Origin of the sequence: Exiguobacterium sp. ZOR0005 (genome assembly GCF_000798975.1) — a bacterium.
Classification (GTDB): Bacteria; Bacillota; Bacilli; order Exiguobacteriales; family Exiguobacteriaceae; genus Exiguobacterium; species Exiguobacterium aurantiacum.
On sequence record NZ_JTLB01000004.1, the window covers coordinates 108,998 to 129,256 of the forward strand.

Sequence of the window (20,259 nt, forward strand, 5' to 3'; positions counted from 1 at the left end):
CGACAGAACGCCTCTTCTCTTATTTCCTGGGAAGAGGCGTTGTTTGTATAATGAAAGAAAAGGAGGGATTGACCGTGGAAGAGCACTTTGCCGGACAATTGGAAACCGCAAAGAAAGGCTATGCAGGCATCGTTAACCCACAAGTTTATGTAGATGACCGTTATCACGGCCATTGGACCGTAAAAGAGGAGAAACGAATCGATGGGGTTCCGGCTCTGTTGCAACGCACGTTCAACGGCGGGAAAAATAACTGCACCCTTACCTCGATCACGGCAATCTTCCGCTATTACCGGGACCACGGTTATCCCAACATCCCCGAGGACGTGTTTGTGATCCAACAAGATGCCCGCGACATCGCCGTCGGACATCAGTTCAAAGACGAGAAAGGTACACCGCCAACGCGTATCGGTGCGATCGTGACGAAACTGTGGGAACGATACGGCTACACCGGGCGGGGCAGTTCCCGCTATTTATGGAAATGGTCGACGTTCGAGCGCGAGCTCCTCGCCAATCGTCCGTTCATCTTGAACATGGCGAACGGGTTCTATAAAAATCATTCGGTCACGGGGATCGGCTATATCATCTATAAAAAGCCCGGCTACGCTGACGTCGTCTTGCTCGAGGTGCTCGACAACCGATCCGAAGATATCCGTTACATCGATTTCAACGAGTTCAACTTTTGGGGCAGCATCACGCGCGTCCACCCGCCCGCTAAATGAGGCGTTGTGAAAAGAATCGGTCCATCTCGTGACGTAAGTATGCCCCGATTCGCAGCAAATGCTCCCGCTTCGCGTACGACCCGTGATGCAACCCGTTCAAGTCGACGCCGTTTCCGAGGCCGACGAACACTTCGGACGGTTTGAAGTGCAGGCCGACCATCGGAATGCCCGCTAGGTGAAAGCCGAGCTCGTAGACCGCGCTCGGATAGTCTGCAATTGTCCGTTTTTCGGTAAATCCTCTCATGGCCACGCAGTTGTCGCGACCGAGCACGAGTATACGTTCTGGTCGGATGTGACGAATCGTCCGGTCTAGGAGTGCAAGCGAATCGGGATGTTCCATCCAGCGACGCCCGTCTCGAATCTGTCCCATTTGTCGATATGTCGCGTATTTGAAAAAATCGATATGAATGGCGGACCCGTCGTAAAATGATCGGTCCATCCCTTCAAGGAGCGCTTCAAGCTTCGCCCCGCCCGGCTTGCCGAACCAGCTCGTCGTCGCCCGTTCGGCCTCGAAATAGGACGCTGCGTAGTCAAGTGTCGCCTCGAGCGCCGTTTCGTCCTGTCGATACGTCTCAAAGAATCGGCCACGCCAATAGAACTTCTGCGCGTCCCCTCTTCTGACGGTGCCGTTCCGTTCAAAAAACTCGCCTCGCGATGGATTCGTCCCGATGGTTAGCCATTGATTTTGACCTGGCCTACCATACCAGAGAATTGGCGATGCCCCATCGATCAGCTCCTCTTGAAAGGACGACGTCATGAGCCATTCTTGAAACCGAATCGCGTCTTTTAATAGATCTCGTGCCATCTCCATCGTGTCACATCCTTTCTCTCCGTTCGTTTCCCGCTTTCAGCCATATGTAAAATACGTTATAGTGAGAGGACGAAGCCAAGTAAAGGACGTGGGTCTATGCGTATCAATAAATTCATCAGTGAATCTGGCAAGGCGTCCCGCCGCCAAGCCGACCGCCTCGTCGAAGAGGGTCGGGTCACCATCAACGGGAAGAAAGCGAAAATCGGCGACCAAGTGAAGCCTGGGGACGAGGTGCTCGTCAACGGATCAGCCGCCCGTGTCGCACGCAACAACGTCTATATCGCCGTCCATAAACCGGTCGGCATCACGAGCACGACCGAGAAGAAAGTAAAAGGGAATTTGGTCGACCTCGTCAACCACCCGCTCCGCATCTTCAACATCGGACGGCTCGATAAAGATTCGGAAGGGCTCATCTTGATGACAAACGACGGAGATATCGTCAACGAGATCCTTCGCGCAGAGGGCGAACATGAGAAAGAGTATATCGTCTCGGTCGACAAACCGATCACACCGGAATTCGTCGAGCAGATGGAAGCCGGCGTCAAAATCCTCGGCCAGAAGACGTTGCCGTGTAAAGTGCACCAGCTGTCGAAGTTCGACTTCAACATCACGCTCACGCAAGGACTGAACCGCCAAATCCGTCGCATGTGTGAAGAGCTCGGCTACGAGGTGTATCGCCTTCAACGTGTCCGTGTCATGAACATCACACTCGGCAAACTCCCACCCGGACAGTGGCGCGATCTCTCGAAGAAAGAGCGCGAGCAGTTGTTCCGCGAATTGAATTACGAACCGAAAGAATGGTACTAAAAAGTAGCCTGAGATGTCTCAGGCTACTTTTATTCGGGCCGAAGTGATTCGACATGATCAATCTCACGACGGATGAAACGTTTAATTTGGTTGCTCAAGTCATCGAGCTGGCCCATCGTCGTCTCGAACGAGAAAGCAGCCTTCATATCTCCGCCATCTCCTTTCATCTGTTCGACTACGGCGTTAACTTGAACGGTCCCTCGTGCATTCGCAAGTTCGAATGCCAAGGAAACATGGACGAGCGGGACATCGAGTGTCCACCTCTTGGGTGATTTTCCATTGTATGTATTAAACGCTTGTAATGAGGAAACGAGCGCTTCTATATCGGCTATGGTGACGTACTCGTTCACCGTGACCTCGCACCACTTCGCCTTTAGCGTCAATACGATATCTATCTCGAGCGCATCTTCCCACATCCGCTTCAACTTCAATTGATGCATCAACCCATCACCTCTTTTTTCTGACTATACCATGACAATTCAGTGAATCGACCAATCGTTTTGGGCAAAAACGGGAATAGATAAGGTACAGATGATGTTGCACGGAAAAGAGGTGAATCGTCATGAATGGCGCCTTGTTCCCCCGCACCTCGGTCGGAAAGTGGTCCATCCTGCTCATCGGCTTGTTCCTCGCCATGTACGTGCCGTTCCTGTTGCTCGATAACTTCGATACGACGTTCACGTCGACATTATGGAGTGATACGACGGCACACATGCTTCGACTCAGCTACATGACCACGTTTTCGGCGCTAGGACTCGGGGCGTTCGTGACCGGTTGGTGGGCCATCCTGAAACAAAAAGAGTACGCCGTGCTCGTATTTTTCGCCGCCGTCCTCGGTTCGGGACTGTTCGTCCTGCTCGTCATGGAACTCGTCGGAATTTTAGAGTAGACAAAAAGGAGCCTGGCGCTCCTTTTTGTTAGCCGTTCAAATAGCCATCCCAATCGTAGTCTTGGATTTCTTGAAACGTTCCTTCCTCATCCCGTTCGTATGCACAAAGCGGGGGTTGTTGGAGAATTGGTAGGATGGAGTCATCCATATTCAACACGACTCCAATCGACACGATGAGAAAATTCTCGGTATCACTTAAATATTCATCGTCCTCATACCCGCTCAAGAAAGACCATTCTGGATCTCCTTCCTCGTCAGGCTCGTCCCGCAACATGAAACGAAACTCTTCTCGTTCCAACACGTCCGCACTGATAATCACGAACGTATCCGTATAATAATCCCGTTTGTCCCCGTCCGGCTCCTCATACTCGGTCTGACAAATGTGCTCCATCCCGAATGAAAGTTCTGTGCCGACTTCGATTGGTAAGTAATATGGCTCATTGTCGAGCACACCCTCAAACTGATTGCCATGAATGGCTGTGATTTTCACCCACATCCGTTCACCCCGATAGCCATCAGACGAAGCCTCTTCGTTCGTGAAAATCAATTTTACGAAGTCACCGACTTTCAATTGACTAAGTACTTCTTCGCTCGGGATGTAAAACGTATACGGTGCAGCCTCGTGCATCTCGCGCACGTCATCTAAATACCAATTCATCCAACCCCTCCTTGATCGTGAACGTATCCTCTAGTCAGTATAAGAGTTGCTACACACGAAAGGCAAAAAAGGATTTAGTCCTTGTAAGAACTAAATCCCCAATCCTATTATTTCGCCGTGACGCCCCCGTCGACCGGAAGTTCGATGCCGGTGATATGGTTCGCCTCGTCTGACGCGAGGAAGAGAACGGCTGCCGCCACTTCATCGGCCTGACCGAGATGCGGCAAAGCGATTTGATTCAAGAAATGTTGTTTATAATCCGGATGCTCCATGTGCGGTGCGCTCATCGGCGTCACGATATAGCCCGGGTGCACCGAGTTCGCCCGAATGTTTTGCTTCCCATAATCCACGGCCGCTGCTTTCGTGAGAGAACGAACCGCGCCTTTTGAAGCCGTATAGGCACCCGCACCGGCCATGCCTGTGAGCGCCGAAATCGATGAGATGTTGACAATCGAGCCGCCACCGTTCGCTTCCATGATCGGGATGGCATATTGCGTCCCGAGCATGACACCATCGATGTTGATCCGGTACGTCCGGGCCCAGTCTTCCTCCGTCTGTTCCAAGAACGGTTTCGCGAGGGCAATGCCGGCGTTATTAACGAGGATATCGAGCTTCCCGCATGTCGCCTGCACTTCGTCATAGACGTTCTCCCAATCCGTACGTGACGTCACGTCGTGTTGAATCGCCAGTGCCTCCCCGTCAGCTGCCCGAATCGCCTCGACGACAGTTTGCACTGCCTCTAGATTAATATCAGTCGCGACGACCGTCGCCCCTTCTTTCGCAAACAGCTTGGCCGTCGATTCGCCCATACCGCTACCTGCCCCTGTGATGACCGCAACTTTCCCTCGTAAACGCATGTGAATATCCCCAATCTTTATTTTGATAGTATAACTATCACTATATTAGTCGGTGCACATTTGAATCTCAACGAAATTGCCTGGACACGGTATAATAGCTACACAACAAAGAGGTGATCGTATGAACAAACGACAACAAAACAAAGAAGAACGATTGAATCGCATCATCGAGCAAGCCGAACTCCTATTTTTAAAGGACGGTTTTGAACGGGTGCAAATGCAGAATATCGCCGATGCGGCCGAAATCGGCGTCGCGACGCTGTTCCGCTACTTCCCTAAGAAAGACCAACTGATCGTCGCTGCGGCTGTACGCAACTTGGCCCCGACACTCGAAACATTCAAACAACTGACGACGACGCCTGGCGACGCCTATACGCGACTCGAGGCAATCCTTGATTACTTGCTCGAGCAACAGATGAAACAGACGAACCATTCCCGCTTCCGTGAGGCGTTCGAAAGCTATGCCTCGTTCGTCACGAGTCCGTTACCGGACATCGACGACTATATCGATTTACAGTGTGAGATTATGAAGACGCTCGAGCCGCTCATCGAAGACGGGAAGACGGACGGGTCGCTTCGAGGCAACCTCGACGTGAAAGCGACTGTCGTCACGATCATCAACGCGTTCGGGACGTTCGGCAATAATATCATCTTAAAGTCGCACATCAGCTACTTAGAAGAGGACATCGAACCGTTCATTCAGCAGCGGGTGTTAAAAGAGATGCTCCTCGCTTATGTACGGCCATAACAAAAACCCCTTCGCCTGAAGGGGTTTATTCATGCAATTCGAGCGGCAGACCGTTCGGGTCGAAGAAGAACGTCATCTTCTCGCCCGTGAACGTGTCACGACGAATCGGTTCCGTCGTGACGCCATGCGCATTCAGTTCTGCGACGACCGCCTCGATGTCGTCGACCTTGAAGGCGAGATGGCGCAGCCCGCACGCCTCAGGGAAGCTCGGTCGCTTCGGGCTATCCGGTTTGATGAACAGTTCGAGCTCATAGGTACCAAGATGCAAGTCGATCTTATGGTCGCCTTTATCCGGTCGATGATGTTCGCGGATGACGTCGAATCCGAGGATGTCGACATAGAACCGTTTCGCCTGTTCATAGTTCGTGGCGATAATCGCCACGTGATGGATGGTATGTAGCTTCATAGTCATCCCCCATATACAAAAAATGAGCACCTCTCACTAGAGGTGCTCTCGAAAAGTCTACCGCGTCGAACCACGCTCCACAACGTGCTCCTAAAAGGAATGTCCGCCGTCTTACATAGACCAGCTCATCGCATGTACTCAACTATAGGCGAATCCGAGCCCCGCGTCAATCTTTTGTTTGATGCGTCTTGACATCTTTCTAAAAATTAGGATAATCAATAGTGTTAGCACTCTTATATACAGAGTGCCAAAATCGAACGAATAAAGGAGAACGATCATGACAAAGAAACAGTTTCAAGCCGAATCGAAACGAATTTTAGAGTTGATGGTCCACTCAATCTATACGCATAAGGACATCTTCCTCCGTGAGCTCATCTCGAACGCGAGTGACGCCATCGACAAGATGTATTACCGGGCCCTCTCGGACGAGGCACTCGACTTCAACAAGGACGACTACTTCGTCAAAGTCGTACTCGACAAAGACGCTCGGACCATCACCATCCGCGACACCGGGATCGGGATGACGGCCGACGAGCTCGAGTCGAACCTCGGGATCATCGCCAAGAGCGGCTCGCTCGCGATGAAACAGGCGACGAAGATGGAAGAAGACCATAGCCTCATCGGCCAGTTCGGCGTCGGCTTCTACTCGGCGTTCATGGTCGCGGACCGTGTGACGGTGCGCACCCGCTCGGTCGACAGCGAGCAAGGTTACTTGTGGGAATCGGAAGGCACGGACGGCTACACGATTGAACCGACGGATAAGGCCGACATCGGGACCGAGATTACGTTACATGTGAAAGCTGACACGGACGACGAGACGTACTCGACGTTCCTCGAAGAGTACGAGATTCGTTCGCTCATCAAGAAGCACTCGGACTTCATCCGCTATCCGATTAAGCTCGACGTGACGAAGCATCGTCAAAAAGACGACTCGGAAGAATACGAGGACTATGTCGAAGAAGAGACAATCAACAGCATGGTGCCGATTTGGCGCAAACGGAAGAGCGAACTCTCGGACGAGGACTACAAGGCGTTCTATCATGAGAAGCGCTACGGCTTCGACGAGCCGCTCAAGCACCTGCACTTGAACGTCGACGGCACAATCCGGTACCAGTCGATCCTCTACATCCCATCGACGGTCCCGTTCGACTATTACACGAAAGAGTTCGAGAAAGGGCTCGAGCTGTACTCGAACGGCGTGTTGATTATGGAGAAGTCGCCTGACCTGCTTCCGGACTATTTTGGTTTCGTCAAAGGGATGGTCGACTCAGAAGACTTGTCGCTCAACATTTCCCGGGAGATGCTGCAGCAGGACCGACAACTCCGCGTCATCGCCAAGAACGTGAAGTCGAAAATCAAAGGCATGCTCGAGAAGATGCTCCGCGACGAGCGTGAGGATTATGAGACGTTCTATGAGGCGTTCGGCCGTCAAATCAAGTTCGGCGTCTACGACCAGTTCGGTGCGGCCAAGGACGACTTGAAAGACTTGCTCTTGTTCCACTCGTCGAACGAGAAGAAGCTCGTCACGCTCAACGAGTACGTCGCGCGCATGAAAGACGATCAAAAGTACATCTATTATGCAACGGGCGAATCGATTCACCGCATCGACCTCTTGCCGCAGGCGGAACGCTTGAAAGAAGAAGGCTTCGAAATCCTCTACTTCACTGAAGAGATCGATGAGTTCGCCATCAAGATGCTCCAGTCGTATGACGACAAGGAGTTCAAGTCAATCGCGAGCGGTGACCTCGGTCTCGATGACGCCGAGGCCAATTCACTGAACGACGACAACAAAGACTTGTTCGCCTTCATGAAGCAGGAACTCGGCGACCGCGTCAAAGAAGTGCGCGCGTCGACACGACTCAAGTCACATCCGGTCTGCTTGACGGTCGCAGGTGACGTTTCGATTGAGATGGAGAAGATTTTGAACGCGATGCCGAACGGCGGCGGCATGAAAGCGGAGAAAGTGCTCGAAGTGAACGCCGACCACGCCATTTTCCAGACGTTACAGCGCGTCTATACAGCAGATGAGGCAAAAGCGAAACAGTATACCGATTTGCTCTATCAGCAAGCGCTCCTCATCGAAGGGCTACCGATTGAAGACCCGGTCGCCTATTCGAACGCGGTGTGCGCGTTGATGGCGGAATAAGCAACAGGCAGAGGGCGACCTCTGTCTTTTCTCATGCGTTCTTATAAAACCAACGCTTCCCTACTTCGTTCAATAGGACATAACCGTCGATTAGTCCTAGAAGGGTCATCGAAAATGAATTTATCGCTTTGTCGTCTAATTGACCCGTCTAATCGCATCGCACCACTATTTATCTGTTATTGCCTGAATGATTTTAATCATTGTATGCAATTCCTCAGACAAAAAAATATATTCAGCTCTCCGTTGAATCATCCAGTGAACTCTTTTTCTCTCTCACCATACAGAGGTTCAAAATTAAAGTCGCATACAGGAAAATTTAAACCATAAAATTTAATCGCTCTTCTGCGATTTCTTCTGCCCGTATATATTCACTTGATTTATACTTGCTTACATTAATCACTTAACTTTATAATTCATCAATTGTAAAAAATGTGAAAAAAGTATAAAATTTCAATATAACATTTTCAAGTCAGATGGGGTGAGTAACGTGTTTATAAAAGGAAATATAGAAAAAGGTCCAGGACATGAAGCGGAATTGATTGTGTGGGATAAAATCGAAGAAAGATTTGCGGGACGAGAGAGCTTCGGCTTTCTCCATTATCCGATGTTCGAAGAGGCTAATGCCTATCGAAGAGAAATTGACGTGCTAATTGTAGACCGCGAAATCGGAGTGACCATAATCGAAGTCAAAGGACTAAGCATCCGACAAATCCAAAGCATATCTGGGAAGGTGTGGACCTGTAGGAAAAGTGATAAGACGTTTACGGTTGAACCTTATGCTCAGGCGGAACGCCAGATGGACATGCTGTGCAGAAATATCGAAGAGGAGCCATTATTCTACCGGAACCTTGGACGTCGTGCCATCGTAGCCCTTCCTTATATTACGCGTCAGGAATGGGTGGACTATGGATACGATGGCATGTTGAATGTCCCTCCTATCCTTTTCAAAGAGGACCTCGACGACACTAATCTTGTGAACAGATTGAAGCTGATTAATATCAGGAAGCAACCGAAGATGCTCGTTGATGCAGCATGGAACGCTATGAAACGACGATTCTCAGTCCTGGAAGAACCCTTATCTACACCATCCGCTCAACAAGTGATGGAATCGAAAGGTGTATTCTCGCTGACCTACTTCCTCCCTGATTCCATGACCTTCGTCTCAAACGAGTTATCCATCCGATTAGCTTTAAGAGAAGGCAAGAAGGTCTATGTCTTCTCATCATTTGAGCTACCGTCGGAATTCCTCAAGGATCATCAAAGATTCATCGAGGAATTCCAGTTCCAATATTTTTTCCTCGATGCACCCCATAATCTGTATGACTTCACATGTATCCAAAACGGGGCACTTTCTGAAAAAATGTCAGAACTTATAAAAGAGTGTGGAAACTTTAACCATGGCCAATATTCAGCCGTACACGCATCTGTCAGAGACAACCTGAAGATTATGGCAGGAGCAGGTACAGGTAAGACGCATGTGATGATTGATCGAGTCATGTATCTTCTTGAAAGTGAAGGAGTCGACTTAAAGGACATCGTTATGATTACCTTCACGAACGAATCAACGGACGAGATGCGACGCCGGTTTCAGGACAGAATGCTGACGATGTTTGCGCTGACACGACGAAAGCGTTACCTCGAACTCGCAGAGGACGTCAAGAACATGCAAATAAGCACCATCCATTCCTACTCCAAGTCAATCCTAACGAAACTAGCACACGAAATGGGATTCGGAATCGACGTCAAAGTAAGGAGCTACATCCGGGTGAAGGATCAAATTATCGAGCGATTGGCCGATGAGTACTTGTCAAGCGGCTTTTCTACACATGGTCTAGATGAATTATTCGAGAGTGGCTTGGAGCATTATCGCATCACGCGTATGATGCGAAAGTTCTGGGATGAGATGGAGAAGAAAGGACTTACCCGCGAGGAAATCGAGGGACTCGACTGGGGAAGTGCAACGGAAGCTGTTCATACCACGCTACACGACCTGTTTCGATATGTCTTCTCACGTTGCGATACCGAGCTCGAACGTGTCAAACGGAGGGATAATGCTATCGACATGGGAGACATGATCAGGAAGATGAGATGGTTCACGGACAACAAGAAGATGAACCAACTCGAGTCCCGAAAGTATCTGTTCGTCGACGAGTTCCAGGACAGCGACAACACTCAGATTGAGCTGGTGGCGAGCCTGCATGAGCAACTCGGCTATACAGTCTTCGTGGTCGGCGACGTAAAACAATCAATTTATCGATTCCGAGGTGCGGACTATACCTCCTTCGAACGTCTAGAGGACAAGGTCAAATCGAGTATCCTTGAGGTTCGCCTCAACCAGAATTATCGTACTAACAGTAGCCTCCTCGACCAGTTGGACGGACTCTTTACCCGTTGGGGGGATGACGGACATGGTCTCCTCCCTTATTCGAAATCAGACCGCCTCATCGGGATGATACGTACGGGACAGGACGAGAACGAACTACAGCGGATCAGGATTGACAAGTATAAAGGCAAGAAAGCGATGAACGAAGCGATGTTACAACGGATTCAGGAGGGAATTGCCGAAGTCGCTGCTGCGAAGGAGGAAGGAGAGAAAGTAGCTCTGCTCGTACGGACGAATCGACAAGCGAAGGAAGTCGCTAAAGTTTGTGAGGGGGCAGGCATTCCCATCAAACAGAACCTGAACGGTACTTTCTACCGTTCAGATGCCGTGATACACTTCAAATCCTTGATAGAGGCAATGATGTATCCAAGCGAGGCTGTCCATCTTGTGACGGTACTCGAGTCGCCTTACTTCCATTACAAAATTCCTTCGAGACTTTTGGTCGCTCACGAAGGAGATGGCAAAGCTATTTCTCGATATATCGAGGAGCGGATTGGGGATGACTTCTCTAGATACCTTAAGGATATGCGCCGCCTGCCATTGATGGCCGTAATACAACGCATCATCTCAGAAAAAGGATTGTCGCACAATTTGCAACTGTACTATGAACGAGTCACTGGAAACACCGAGGTTGCGGCGAGTAAGGTACGTCAGTACGAGCTCGACCTCGCCCATCTGATGAATCTCCTCCATCAACATTTCGGACCAGACACTAGCACGCTATGGACGATTCATCGGTGGCTCACGCTACAGGTACGGGTGAACACTACCGAGAACTCGCCGATGGACATGACAACTCCGGGGCGAATTGAAATCACGACAATCCATCGTGCAAAAGGGCTCGAGTATCACACGGTCATTCTTCCGAGACTCGATTTCCCATTCACAAACCATCGGAGTGCGTTCCTTGTCGAAGAAGAACTCAAAGAGGAGACGAGCCGAGCACGACGAGTCGGCTGGGATCTTTCCGCAGATCAGGGAGAAGGCAAGAGTGAACACTTCGATAGTCTAGAAGTTTCAGAAAACGATGAGATTATTAAGGAGGAGACCCGACTCCTATACGTCGCGCTGACGCGTGCGAAGAAAAAAATTGTGCTCATCGAATCCGACGTAAAACAGAATACGTGGGGAGAACTATTAGAGAAGGCGATGGGAGGCATAAATCATGTCCGTTAAGGTATATACTTACGACGACCCGAAAGGATGGCGCTCCCATCCGAGGTACGAGGAAATCAAAGGAGCGATTCACGTCTGTGCGACGAAGAATGTTGCACAGGGGATTCAAGAAGCCTACCAGGAAGTAGGAGCGTTCGAACGCGTTCATACGATTCGAGAAATCATCTCGGCGACACAACCAGATTGGAACTCGGCGGAAACACAGTTACAACAGTATCTCAAGCTCTCGAAAGTTCTCAAGGAACACATCGCGCGGGAAGATGAGAAAAGCATCAAAGATTCGTTCCGCAAGAATAAAAAGCACGTGCTCGATACGCTTCGGTTACTCGCCTATTCGGGCATAGGGCCGGCGGATCTTTCTACCGTTTTGGCGAATATTGATGACCTATCCGCGAAGGAACGGATGCTAGTCGAAATATGGCATGAGCTAGAGCAGGTAGACCCCTCTTACGCCACGCTCCGGGAAGAGATGGCAAAAAATTGGGCGAAGCGCCAGATTTTATCGGTCCTTGAAGGTATGAGCGAATCAGACGGGCGGTCCCTTCCGCTCGCTGAAGACAAGATTGTCCTACACGGCTTCTATTTCGTCACGCCCGAACAACAACGTTTTCTTGAATGCGTCCGTAATGGGGGCTTGGAAGTCATCTTCTTCAATCTGTTCGATGAACGCTATCCAGATACATTCGGATTCACGAGAGCCTTCATCACAGAAAAGTATGGCTGGTCGGATGATTGGGAGATAGGCAAATCACGTGTCGATAGCGACCTTGGGATGGGAAACGTGTTCTTGCGCGCCTATGAGGAAGGAAGCGCACCCGTGAATAACGCCGAGCGTGAAATCGTTGCCTACGAATCGTTCTTCGAGTTCATGAATAAGGTAATCGTTCCGTCATATCCGATTGGTGAAATAAATAGGGAGAATACCTCGACACAAATCATCGCAACTAATGCCGATATGTTGAACGAGATTCTCGATCAATACTATCCGGACATGGTAACAGGTACTCGGAACTTCCTCCAATACCCAGTAGGTCAATTCCTCAGTAAAATCCATAGCATCCGAACAGAGGACGGCTTCATGCTCGACTCCGAAATTCTGATGGCTACGTTTACTAGCGGTTGGCTGTACGATCCCAAAAGCGGCAGAAACGCACGTGACTATACCGGACAGCTGAAGAAAATACTTCCCTATTTTGAGGGATGTGAGACGCTAGAACAGTGGAAATCCCGTTCTAACGAACTGATGGAATTGTACGACCAGGTCTTCTTCCCTTATGAGAAAGCAGGCGACGGACGCGCTATCAAGAGCATGCGTAGTCCATTCGCGCGAATCTCGCAATTCTCACTCGAACACAGAGAGATGGAGACGATTCGCTTCTTTCTGAGACAGCTTGATTTCATCTCAAAGGAACTCTTCCACATCGAGGAAGAAGAGGAACAAATTGGTAAACACTTCAGGAAGGTTTTTGAGATGGTGTCGAAGTATAATCCAAGCAATCACATGGAACTGATCAATGAAGAGACGCGCATTCTCGAAGCACTCAACGAGAAACTCGGCCGCATAGAGGACGATACGTTCTTCCTCTATGAGGACGTGGGCGAGGCTGTCAGCCTTTATCTAAGCGGTAAGCTTGAGCCTCAAGAGGATTTACTCATCAAGCCTTTCATTGAGGTTGACGGTGAAGCGTTCAAATCCGGAAAGAAATATTACGTCACGGGGCTCGACGAGCGTGGTCTTCCTTTGAGTGAATTCTCGTTGCCATGGCCGTTCCAGGATAAGACCTATGAAGCTTTGTCCGAGAGATATCAGGTACTCGAACTGGACACACTCCGGAACAAGTCAATTAAGCACATATCACGGTATCTTTTCTACATCACCCTAGAGTTCCTAAATACGGATGATACAGAATTATCCTGGATGCGGAGCTACCTCGACAAGACTGACATGGATCAGGCGCTCTATGCGAAGCAGCTCGACCTGACTGTAACCCATCCAGGCAGTTTCCCGACGTCGACGGAAGGACGTGACATCCGTGATAACGTGTACGATTTCGAGAGAGAAGTGGTTACAGAAGAAGAAAGCTTTGAAGGATTAACGGTCCCTGACTTTTTGATGGAATACTCCACATGTAACAGAAGGTTCCGGTATGGGTATATCCTCTCGGAGTTTCCGACCTTCGACACCGAGTTCCATCAACAATTCCAGTATACGGACCTACTTCGTATCGCTAGGCGTGCATCGACATGTACGGACGAGAAGGTTGTACGACAAGTTAGCTCACTCTTTCCTGGATGGACAGAATATAGGAAAAACATGATTGCAAAGAAATACATCCAGCGGGTTGGTAAGAGAGACAAGGAAGAAGCTATTGATGGTATCAAAATTAACATGGCACGACAGGACCTTCAACTCCCTGGTCTGAAGCGTTCACGCCGTGACGAACTAAGAAGAAAAGTAACGATGGACATGCCCAAACTAATTGAGGAGATTAAGTACAAACTAATAAATGATGAGAACTTCGAACCGAATCAGACCGAGGAATGCAAATATTGTCCGTTTCAGGATATTTGTCCCGACGTGTACTCGTCTGAGGAAGACGAGGGAGGAACAAGATGAAAGACTTGTGGAAGTTGGTGGAAGAGAGTTGGAGAGTGGAGGCACCGAAAACAAGACCAGAAGACGAGCGGGCGCTCGAATTTATGAACCGAGCGCTTTCGAATCTCGACACGACCAACACCTGGGATGAGTTAGACGCTGACGATGATGACGACGACGATGATTAAATAAATAAACAGAGAGGTAGAGGCATTATGAACCATACGATAGTAACGGATAACCGGGCAGAGGACGACATTATTCTCACCCCGCAACAACAGCAAATCGTGGATAACGATTCAGAGGAACAGTTGGTAAGAGGGATTGCCGGGAGCGGTAAAACATTAGTACTCTTGAAAAAAGCTAAGAAGAAAGCCTTGAAGAACGCAGACGACACGGTAATGATTTTAACGTATGCGACGTCACTGACGAATGCTTCCCAGATTACGATGAGACGATATGGTCTCGGGAATCTTGATGTTCGTACGGTCCATGCCTGGACAATGAAGCTCTATGGACAAATTTTCAGCGGCAGTTATAGATTAATCAAGGGGAGCGACCAGACAAACCTCGTAAAGCGCGCAATCTCGCTCACCAAGATAGACCATCGATTTGTCAAGGATGAGTCGTACGTCGAGTTCCTGCAGAAAGAGATCAGCTTCATCAAAGGTATGGAGATTCGGACGATGTCCGAGTACGCCGCTGTTAGCCGACGAGGAAGAGGAGCTAGCACACGAGTAACAGCAACTGATAGAGAAGTCATCTACGAAATTTTCTGGAACTATGAGAATTTGAAAGGAAAAAATCGTGATTTCGATGACTTCGCATACAAATTATTGAACGTAAAGGATAGAATCCCGGAGACGGCGAAACTCGATCATGTATTCGTCGATGAGGCACAGGATCTCCAGCTCAGTCAAATACGGTTATTGAAAAAATGCGTCAGAAAGACCATTACAATTGCGGCCGACAAAGGGCAGAAAATCTATGACACCGCGTTCAGTTGGCGCGAAGCCGGACTGAACATCCAGGGGGGACGTACAAAAATCCTAAAAGACTCACATCGTTCCACAAGACAAATCATCGAACTTGCTGTCAGTCTACAACAGAACGATTCAATCACACAGGATGAGGAATATGTCGTTCCTGTCTTACCGGAACGCACTGGGTACAAGCCCGTCCTTAGAAGATTTGATGACAAAGTTCGTCATGACGAGGCAGTGCTCACCATGATTAACGAAATTCTCAAGGAATCGCCAGCCGCAACCATCGGAATCCTCTCTCGTTGGTCCCATGGGAGAGTACATCGACTCGGGGGTAAACTCAGTCGTAAGGGAATACCCTACACTGACGTACGTGAAAAACAGGACGTTGACCCGTTCTCCCCAGGCGTCAAATTCAGCACTTTCCATTCTGCGAAAGGACTCGAATTCGATGTCGTCCTCATCGTGGACTTGATAGACCCTACAATTCTTCCTACAGAGGAGGACGCGAGCGAGTATTGGGACAACGAGAGAAGACTCCTATACGTTGCAATGACACGTGCGAAGTCGCTACTCTACATGTTGTCTTATGAGACCGAGAACCGCTTGTTGCTCGAGATGGATTCTAAATTGTACGACATTCACTAATCCAGTAATTAATTTTTTTGAGGCTGATAAAGCTAAGTATTTCCAAAGAACATTTAATTTAAAGGAAAGAGTGTTTTTAAGGAGGTGAGCTAAAATGGAAATTGTAATTGGGCAAATATGTCCAGGTTGTAACGGAAGAGGCTGTCGTCATTGTGGAGGAACTGGCGAAGTTTGAAACATCTGAGAAAGTATTTGAACCAAATTGTGACCTTAGCGTGTTGAGCAGAAAATGAGATTTCTGCTCAACACGCTTTTCTTTTGTCGAGTCTTAAAATCAATTTAAGGCCACAAACAACAAATCGAAATAAAAAGGGTCAAATCATCGATATGATTCGCCCCAAAGAAACTGAATTTCAAAATTTAATTAAAATTATTATACGTTCCTAACAGCTGCATCTGAACCGCTTCCTGCAAGATGTTCTGGTCATCCTCTTGCTCATGGACCTCTGCGATTCGATGACTCATCCGCTCAATCAATCCGACGACGAGGGCGTTCCCCATCGTGAAGTAACGTTTGCGGTCCGTCATCATATCCGTCCATCCATAAGGGAATCCGTTCAGTCCCTCACACTCCTCAGGGCGCAAGTAACGAAGCTTCTTCGTCTGCGGATCCTCTATGACATGGCTCGAACGGTTACAAGTACCTTCGCTCGTCAACATCGTACGTCCAGGAAGGTCGAGCGAGTCCGGATACGACATGCCGCCTTCAGCGTATACATACACGTGACCACTCGCCGAGATCCGCTCGATTTTCTTCGGCCCTTTCAAGTAAGCTAACTCTTCCTGCTCGTTCCGACCCGACTTTTTAATCGTCTCGGTATCCAAATAATACTGCTCCGGTGCAGGACCGAACTGCTCATAGACTTCTTGGACCACTTCGCCGAGTGTCTTCGGCACTTCGCGTTTAGGTAACGTCTCGAGCGTCGTCACCTGATTGCCCGACATAATCCCTGCGTTCCGGTACGTGGCCGAGAACGTGTCAGAGATTTCGACGATATCTTTCGGCAGTTCGAACTGCGAGCCCGGATGTTTATCGCTCGTCAGTTCATGGACCGGGAATGCCGGGGCAAAGAAGCCTGATTCGAGCAACCATTCCTCAGGGTTTGCCTGTTGAGCACGTGCCGAATGATTCAGGTCGGTGCGGGTCGCAAAGATGAAGATGCGACGACGGCGTTGCGCGAACCCATAGTCGGCCGCATTGATGACGCGCCACTCGACCGTATAGCCTTGGTCGGCGAACGCACGAAGCATGACGCTGAAGTCACGTCCCCGTTGTTTGGCCGGAGACTTCATGAGTCGATCGACGTTCTCGAGTAACACGTAAGGCGGTTTCTCTTGTTCGATGATGTTCATGATTTCCCAGAACAAGACACCCTTCTTCCCTTGGATCCCTTGTTCGTTCTTGAGGCTGCGCGACACGCTATAGTCTTGACACGGGAACCCCCCGACCAAAAGGTGGTGCGGACCCGCTTCCATCCATGACAGGGCGATATCTTCGTTCAAATGTTTGCCGCGGCCCTTGAACCGTTCGGCGTAGCAATCGAAGGCCGGTTGACTCTTCGTCGCCGGTTCCCATTGATTGCCCCAAACCACATCGAATTTGTCCAATGTAGGCTCGGCATTCACGTCTTTAATTCCTTCAAGTGCGATGCGGAAACCTCCTACACCAGCAAATAACTCAACTACTTTAATCAATGGGAACACCCTTTCGTATTTTCTATCTTAAATTTACTCTATTTCATAAGTTATCTCAAATGAACTTTCTCGCTGAGATTAGTTTAACAGAAAAGGTGAATGGGATCAACAACAAGCTATAATGGTTATATATGTAAAATGTAGGAGGAGTTATTTTGCGGTACGAAACGATTCAAGAATTGATGAATAAAGCAAGAGAGGCTGAAGGAAAAACGTTCGGAGAGATTGACACGACCGGACGTATCAAGAATGTCCGGTCGAAAGGATCCCTCGGTCACATCATCGAGGAGAGCCATTTCAGCTACCCGATCAATTCGGACGCACGGCCTGATTTTGAAGAGCTCGGCATCGAATTGAAGGTCACCCCTTTCAAGAAGAACAAGAACGGTACATATTCATCGAAGGAGCGGCTCGTTCTGAACATGATTGATTATCATAACGAGCACGAGTATTCGTTCGAGACGTCGAGCTTCTTAACCAAAGCCACGAGCATGCTTATCATGCTTTATCAATATGAGCCGAACATCCCTATCGACGACTACCGTATCTACAAAGCATTCTTGAACGAGTTCTCAGAGGAAGACTTGGACGTGATGCGCCAAGACTGGGAGACGATTGTCGCAAAAATCAAACGTGGAGAGGCCCATTTGATTTCCGAGGCCGATACGATGTACTTATCGGCCTGCACGAAAGGAGCAAATGGTTCGGTCGTTCGCAGCCAACCGTTCTCAGAACAACCAGCAAAGCCACGTGCCTTTTCTCTCAAAGCTTCTTATATGTCAGGGCTCGTCCGTCAGTACTTGACCCCAGAATTGATGGAGTCAATCGCCAACCATGGTGAACTGAAAGAAATGTCGATTGAAGAACTCCTCGAGGCAAGACTCGCGCCTCATTACGGGAAGACGGTACTCGAATTATGCGAGGAGACCAGCATCCCATATAACCCGAGCAATAAAGCGATGATTCCGCGAGTCATGGCAAAACTTTTAGGAGTCAGAAAGACCGACTTGTCGAGCATCGAAGAGTTTGCGAAAGCGAACATCAAGTTCAAGACGATTGCCCGAGAGCCTGACGGCAAAATCCGAGAGCACATGTCATTCGGAAAAGTCGATTTCGACGCCTTGTCTCAAGAAGATTGGGAAGAATCCGACTTGTACGACACGTTCGCCGAACAGAAATACCTCTTCCTCGTATTCCGATATGACGAGGACTACGTTCCCAAACAAAAACGTATCCCTCGTTTCGAAGGGATACGCCTGTGGAACATGCCGCTCGGAACAGTCGACGGCGAATTGAAATCGATGTGGTGTGAGGCCCAGCGGGTGGTCCGTGCGGGAGTGCAACTGACACCTGTGAAACGTGGTGTCAAAAACAACCTTCCTGGTCCGACGTTCAACCGAGTCGCTCACGTACGCTCGAAAGCTTTAGATGGGAAAGATAAAGTGAAACTCCCAGACGGTCAGTGGATTACCAAGCAATCGTTCTGGTTAGACAAAAACTATATCCAGCAGATTCTAGACGCTTAACATGAGTATTTCCCTCCCTCAAGTGGAATCCTCTTACTAGAGGGAGGTGAAGGTATGGCCAGAAATGTACCGAAAGCATCGAGTCCAGCCGTCTTCAAGACGATGAGCGGGAATCGTGGCAAGGATACCAAAATGGAAGTGAAGGTCCGAAAAGCACTTTGGGCTGCCGGATATCGATATCGGAAGAACAATCGGAAGCTGTATGGGACACCAGACATCTCGTTTCCCGGACTCCGTGTCGTCGTCTTTTTGGACTCCTGCTATTGGCATGGCTGTCCCCTTCACTTCAAACTTCCGAAGACGAACGCGGAGTTTTGGCGACAGAAGATCGGTCGTAACATCGAGCGCGATGCCGACGTCACGCAACATTATGTCGAGGAAGGATGGATCATCTTACGCTTTTGGGAGCATCAGGTCAACGAGGACTTTGATCACGTGATTTATACCATCACTCATTTCGTCGACATGGCCAAGGTCAGTCGCCATAAACGAAGTGGATGATTCGTTTTACTCGTTAATCCAGGTCCTCATCAAACAATGGTTCATCATACGTCTCCGTCGCATCATCGACAATCAGGTCCGTGTAGATTTCTTCTACACGGCCTCTTTTTTTGCCATCTTCATTCACATGCTCGACAATTCTGAACGTCTCAGGCGCCTCAAGCCCGATGATGACAATCGGCACGGTCAACTGCGTGTTCAGCGGCTTCAAATGGTGAACGTACTTTTCGTAGGTACCTATGGCGTTGTCGAAGTTTCCAGCACGTTGAAGTCGCTGTGTCGCACAAATAATGACACCAATTCGTGTTTGAATTGCTTTCTCGACATGGTTGAGCTCGCTCGCAATGACCGGTTTCAATAGATTCCATGCGATTGTCCCTGAATGATTGAACCCGACCTCCACTGAAATGTTTTCTTTGGCAAAGTCGAGGCGCCATACGTTCTCCGAATAGTCACGGTCCTGGAAGATCGGGCTCTCACTCGCCCATCCCCTTCTTATAAATTCTGATTTGAACAAATCATTCAATGTCGAGGAAAGACTTTTGTTCTTGCCGGCATACTTTTCTTCGAATTTCTTGATGATCGCCTCGTCACTGATTGATTGGATGATTCCATGAATCTCCGACCAAATCTCCGTGAACTCTTCATCGTTCTTTAAGATGGTCTCGCCAAATCGATGTGAATGGATTCGATATCTCAATTGCCTCATC

Annotated in this window: 18 protein-coding genes; 11 read left to right on the forward strand and 7 right to left on the reverse strand. The window is 49.1% G+C overall.

All coding sequences use genetic code 11. The annotated features are described in order from the left end of the window. Positions 1 to 74 precede the first annotated feature (74 nt). Positions 75 to 719: a C39 family peptidase gene (locus tag L971_RS01075; RefSeq protein ID WP_047373892.1), complete on the forward strand. Its 645-nt coding sequence runs from the start codon at positions 75 to 77 to the stop codon at positions 717 to 719. Here the strand turns inward: L971_RS01075 and L971_RS01080 are convergent. Further along, positions 712 to 1,530: a hypothetical protein gene (locus tag L971_RS01080; RefSeq protein ID WP_047373894.1), complete on the reverse strand. Its 819-nt coding sequence runs from the start codon at positions 1,528 to 1,530 to the stop codon at positions 712 to 714. The genes L971_RS01075 and L971_RS01080 overlap by 8 nt on opposite strands. A 96-nt stretch (positions 1,531 to 1,626) precedes the next feature. On the opposite strand from L971_RS01080, the gene rluF reads away from it, so the two are divergent. Further along, entirely contained in the window at positions 1,627 to 2,337 is a 711-nt protein-coding gene (rluF, locus tag L971_RS01085; RefSeq protein WP_024371022.1) for a 23S rRNA pseudouridine(2604) synthase RluF, read from the forward strand. A 29-nt stretch (positions 2,338 to 2,366) separates the two neighbouring features. Here rluF and L971_RS01090 read toward each other — a convergent pair whose 3' ends face one another. Beyond that, positions 2,367 to 2,777, reverse strand: coding sequence for a hypothetical protein (locus L971_RS01090; RefSeq protein ID WP_052200207.1), 411 nt, complete (start codon positions 2,775 to 2,777; stop codon positions 2,367 to 2,369). A 122-nt stretch (positions 2,778 to 2,899) separates the two neighbouring features. Between L971_RS01090 and L971_RS01095 the strand changes: the two genes are divergently transcribed. Further along, complete coding sequence (locus tag L971_RS01095; protein WP_024371024.1) at positions 2,900 to 3,226, forward strand: hypothetical protein; 327 nt, start codon at positions 2,900 to 2,902, stop codon at positions 3,224 to 3,226. Positions 3,227 to 3,254: 28 nt separating this feature from the next. Here L971_RS01095 and L971_RS01100 read toward each other — a convergent pair whose 3' ends face one another. Together L971_RS01100 and L971_RS01105 are read right to left on the reverse strand one after the other, a co-directional pair. After that, positions 3,255 to 3,884 (reverse strand): DUF2185 domain-containing protein, encoded by a 630-nt coding sequence (locus L971_RS01100; RefSeq protein ID WP_047373898.1) that lies wholly within the window; start codon positions 3,882 to 3,884, stop codon positions 3,255 to 3,257. 107 nt (positions 3,885 to 3,991) lie between these two features. Then, the gene (locus tag L971_RS01105; protein ID WP_047373900.1) at positions 3,992 to 4,741 is read right to left on the reverse strand and encodes an SDR family NAD(P)-dependent oxidoreductase; all 750 of its coding nucleotides are present in this window, start codon (positions 4,739 to 4,741) and stop codon (positions 3,992 to 3,994) included. A gap of 121 nt (positions 4,742 to 4,862) precedes the next feature. Here L971_RS01105 and L971_RS01110 point away from each other — a divergent pair, with 121 nt between their 5' ends. Beyond that, positions 4,863 to 5,489, forward strand: coding sequence for a TetR/AcrR family transcriptional regulator (locus L971_RS01110; RefSeq protein WP_047373902.1), 627 nt, complete (start codon positions 4,863 to 4,865; stop codon positions 5,487 to 5,489). A 25-nt stretch (positions 5,490 to 5,514) separates the two neighbouring features. On the opposite strand, the gene L971_RS01115 is transcribed toward L971_RS01110, so the two are convergent. Further along, positions 5,515 to 5,895 carry a VOC family protein gene (locus tag L971_RS01115; protein ID WP_047373904.1) on the reverse strand — a complete coding sequence of 127 codons (381 nt, stop codon included), beginning with the start codon at positions 5,893 to 5,895 and terminating at the stop codon, positions 5,515 to 5,517. 277 nt (positions 5,896 to 6,172) lie between these two features. Here L971_RS01115 and htpG point away from each other — a divergent pair, with 277 nt between their 5' ends. From htpG to L971_RS01135, 5 genes are all read left to right on the forward strand, one after another. Next, positions 6,173 to 8,041, forward strand: a complete 1,869-nt coding sequence (gene htpG, locus L971_RS01120; RefSeq protein WP_047373906.1) for a molecular chaperone HtpG — start codon at positions 6,173 to 6,175, stop codon at positions 8,039 to 8,041. 487 nt (positions 8,042 to 8,528) lie between these two features. Further along, positions 8,529 to 11,600, forward strand: coding sequence for an exodeoxyribonuclease V subunit beta (locus L971_RS01125; RefSeq protein ID WP_047373908.1), 3,072 nt, complete (start codon positions 8,529 to 8,531; stop codon positions 11,598 to 11,600). After that, positions 11,590 to 14,217: a hypothetical protein gene (locus L971_RS01130; RefSeq protein WP_052200209.1), complete on the forward strand. Its 2,628-nt coding sequence runs from the start codon at positions 11,590 to 11,592 to the stop codon at positions 14,215 to 14,217. The genes L971_RS01125 and L971_RS01130 overlap by 11 nt, the downstream gene beginning before the upstream one ends. Beyond that, positions 14,214 to 14,384 (forward strand): hypothetical protein, encoded by a 171-nt coding sequence (locus L971_RS15015; protein ID WP_156111479.1) that lies wholly within the window; start codon positions 14,214 to 14,216, stop codon positions 14,382 to 14,384. The genes L971_RS01130 and L971_RS15015 overlap by 4 nt, the downstream gene beginning before the upstream one ends. Positions 14,385 to 14,411: 27 nt before the next feature. Continuing rightward, positions 14,412 to 15,827, forward strand: a complete 1,416-nt coding sequence (locus L971_RS01135; protein ID WP_047373910.1) for a 3'-5' exonuclease — start codon at positions 14,412 to 14,414, stop codon at positions 15,825 to 15,827. Positions 15,828 to 16,187: 360 nt separating this feature from the next. On the opposite strand, the gene dcm is transcribed toward L971_RS01135, so the two are convergent. Then, entirely contained in the window at positions 16,188 to 17,522 is a 1,335-nt protein-coding gene (dcm, locus tag L971_RS01140) for a DNA (cytosine-5-)-methyltransferase (protein ID WP_047373912.1), read from the reverse strand. Positions 17,523 to 17,677: 155 nt separating this feature from the next. Here dcm and L971_RS01145 point away from each other — a divergent pair, with 155 nt between their 5' ends. Together L971_RS01145 and L971_RS01150 are read left to right on the forward strand one after the other, a co-directional pair. Next, entirely contained in the window at positions 17,678 to 19,048 is a 1,371-nt protein-coding gene (locus L971_RS01145; RefSeq protein WP_047373914.1) for a Sau3AI family type II restriction endonuclease, read from the forward strand. Between the two features lie 54 nt (positions 19,049 to 19,102). Beyond that, positions 19,103 to 19,549, forward strand: a complete 447-nt coding sequence (locus L971_RS01150; RefSeq protein ID WP_029333954.1) for a very short patch repair endonuclease — start codon at positions 19,103 to 19,105, stop codon at positions 19,547 to 19,549. Between the two features lie 13 nt (positions 19,550 to 19,562). On the opposite strand, the gene L971_RS01155 is transcribed toward L971_RS01150, so the two are convergent. Then, positions 19,563 to 20,249: a BglII/BstYI family type II restriction endonuclease gene (locus L971_RS01155; RefSeq protein ID WP_051638847.1), complete on the reverse strand. Its 687-nt coding sequence runs from the start codon at positions 20,247 to 20,249 to the stop codon at positions 19,563 to 19,565. Positions 20,250 to 20,259: the final 10 nt, after the last annotated feature.

Coding starts and splice junctions, on each gene's coding strand:
- L971_RS01105 (WP_047373900.1), bottom strand. CDS start 4,741: ATGCGTTTACGAGGGAAAGTTGCGGTCATCACAGGGGCAGGTAGCGGT.
- L971_RS15015 (WP_156111479.1), top strand. CDS start 14,214: ATGAAAGACTTGTGGAAGTTGGTGGAAGAGAGTTGGAGAGTGGAGGCA.
- L971_RS01080 (WP_047373894.1), bottom strand. CDS start 1,530: ATGGAGATGGCACGAGATCTATTAAAAGACGCGATTCGGTTTCAAGAA.
- L971_RS01110 (WP_047373902.1), top strand. CDS start 4,863: ATGAACAAACGACAACAAAACAAAGAAGAACGATTGAATCGCATCATC.
- L971_RS01135 (WP_047373910.1), top strand. CDS start 14,412: ATGAACCATACGATAGTAACGGATAACCGGGCAGAGGACGACATTATT.
- L971_RS01090 (WP_052200207.1), bottom strand. CDS start 2,777: ATGCATCAATTGAAGTTGAAGCGGATGTGGGAAGATGCGCTCGAGATA.
- L971_RS01115 (WP_047373904.1), bottom strand. CDS start 5,895: ATGAAGCTACATACCATCCATCACGTGGCGATTATCGCCACGAACTAT.
- L971_RS01150 (WP_029333954.1), top strand. CDS start 19,103: ATGGCCAGAAATGTACCGAAAGCATCGAGTCCAGCCGTCTTCAAGACG.
- L971_RS01095 (WP_024371024.1), top strand. CDS start 2,900: ATGAATGGCGCCTTGTTCCCCCGCACCTCGGTCGGAAAGTGGTCCATC.
- htpG (WP_047373906.1), top strand. CDS start 6,173: ATGACAAAGAAACAGTTTCAAGCCGAATCGAAACGAATTTTAGAGTTG.
- L971_RS01100 (WP_047373898.1), bottom strand. CDS start 3,884: ATGAATTGGTATTTAGATGACGTGCGCGAGATGCACGAGGCTGCACCG.
- rluF (WP_024371022.1), top strand. CDS start 1,627: ATGCGTATCAATAAATTCATCAGTGAATCTGGCAAGGCGTCCCGCCGC.
- L971_RS01130 (WP_052200209.1), top strand. CDS start 11,590: ATGTCCGTTAAGGTATATACTTACGACGACCCGAAAGGATGGCGCTCC.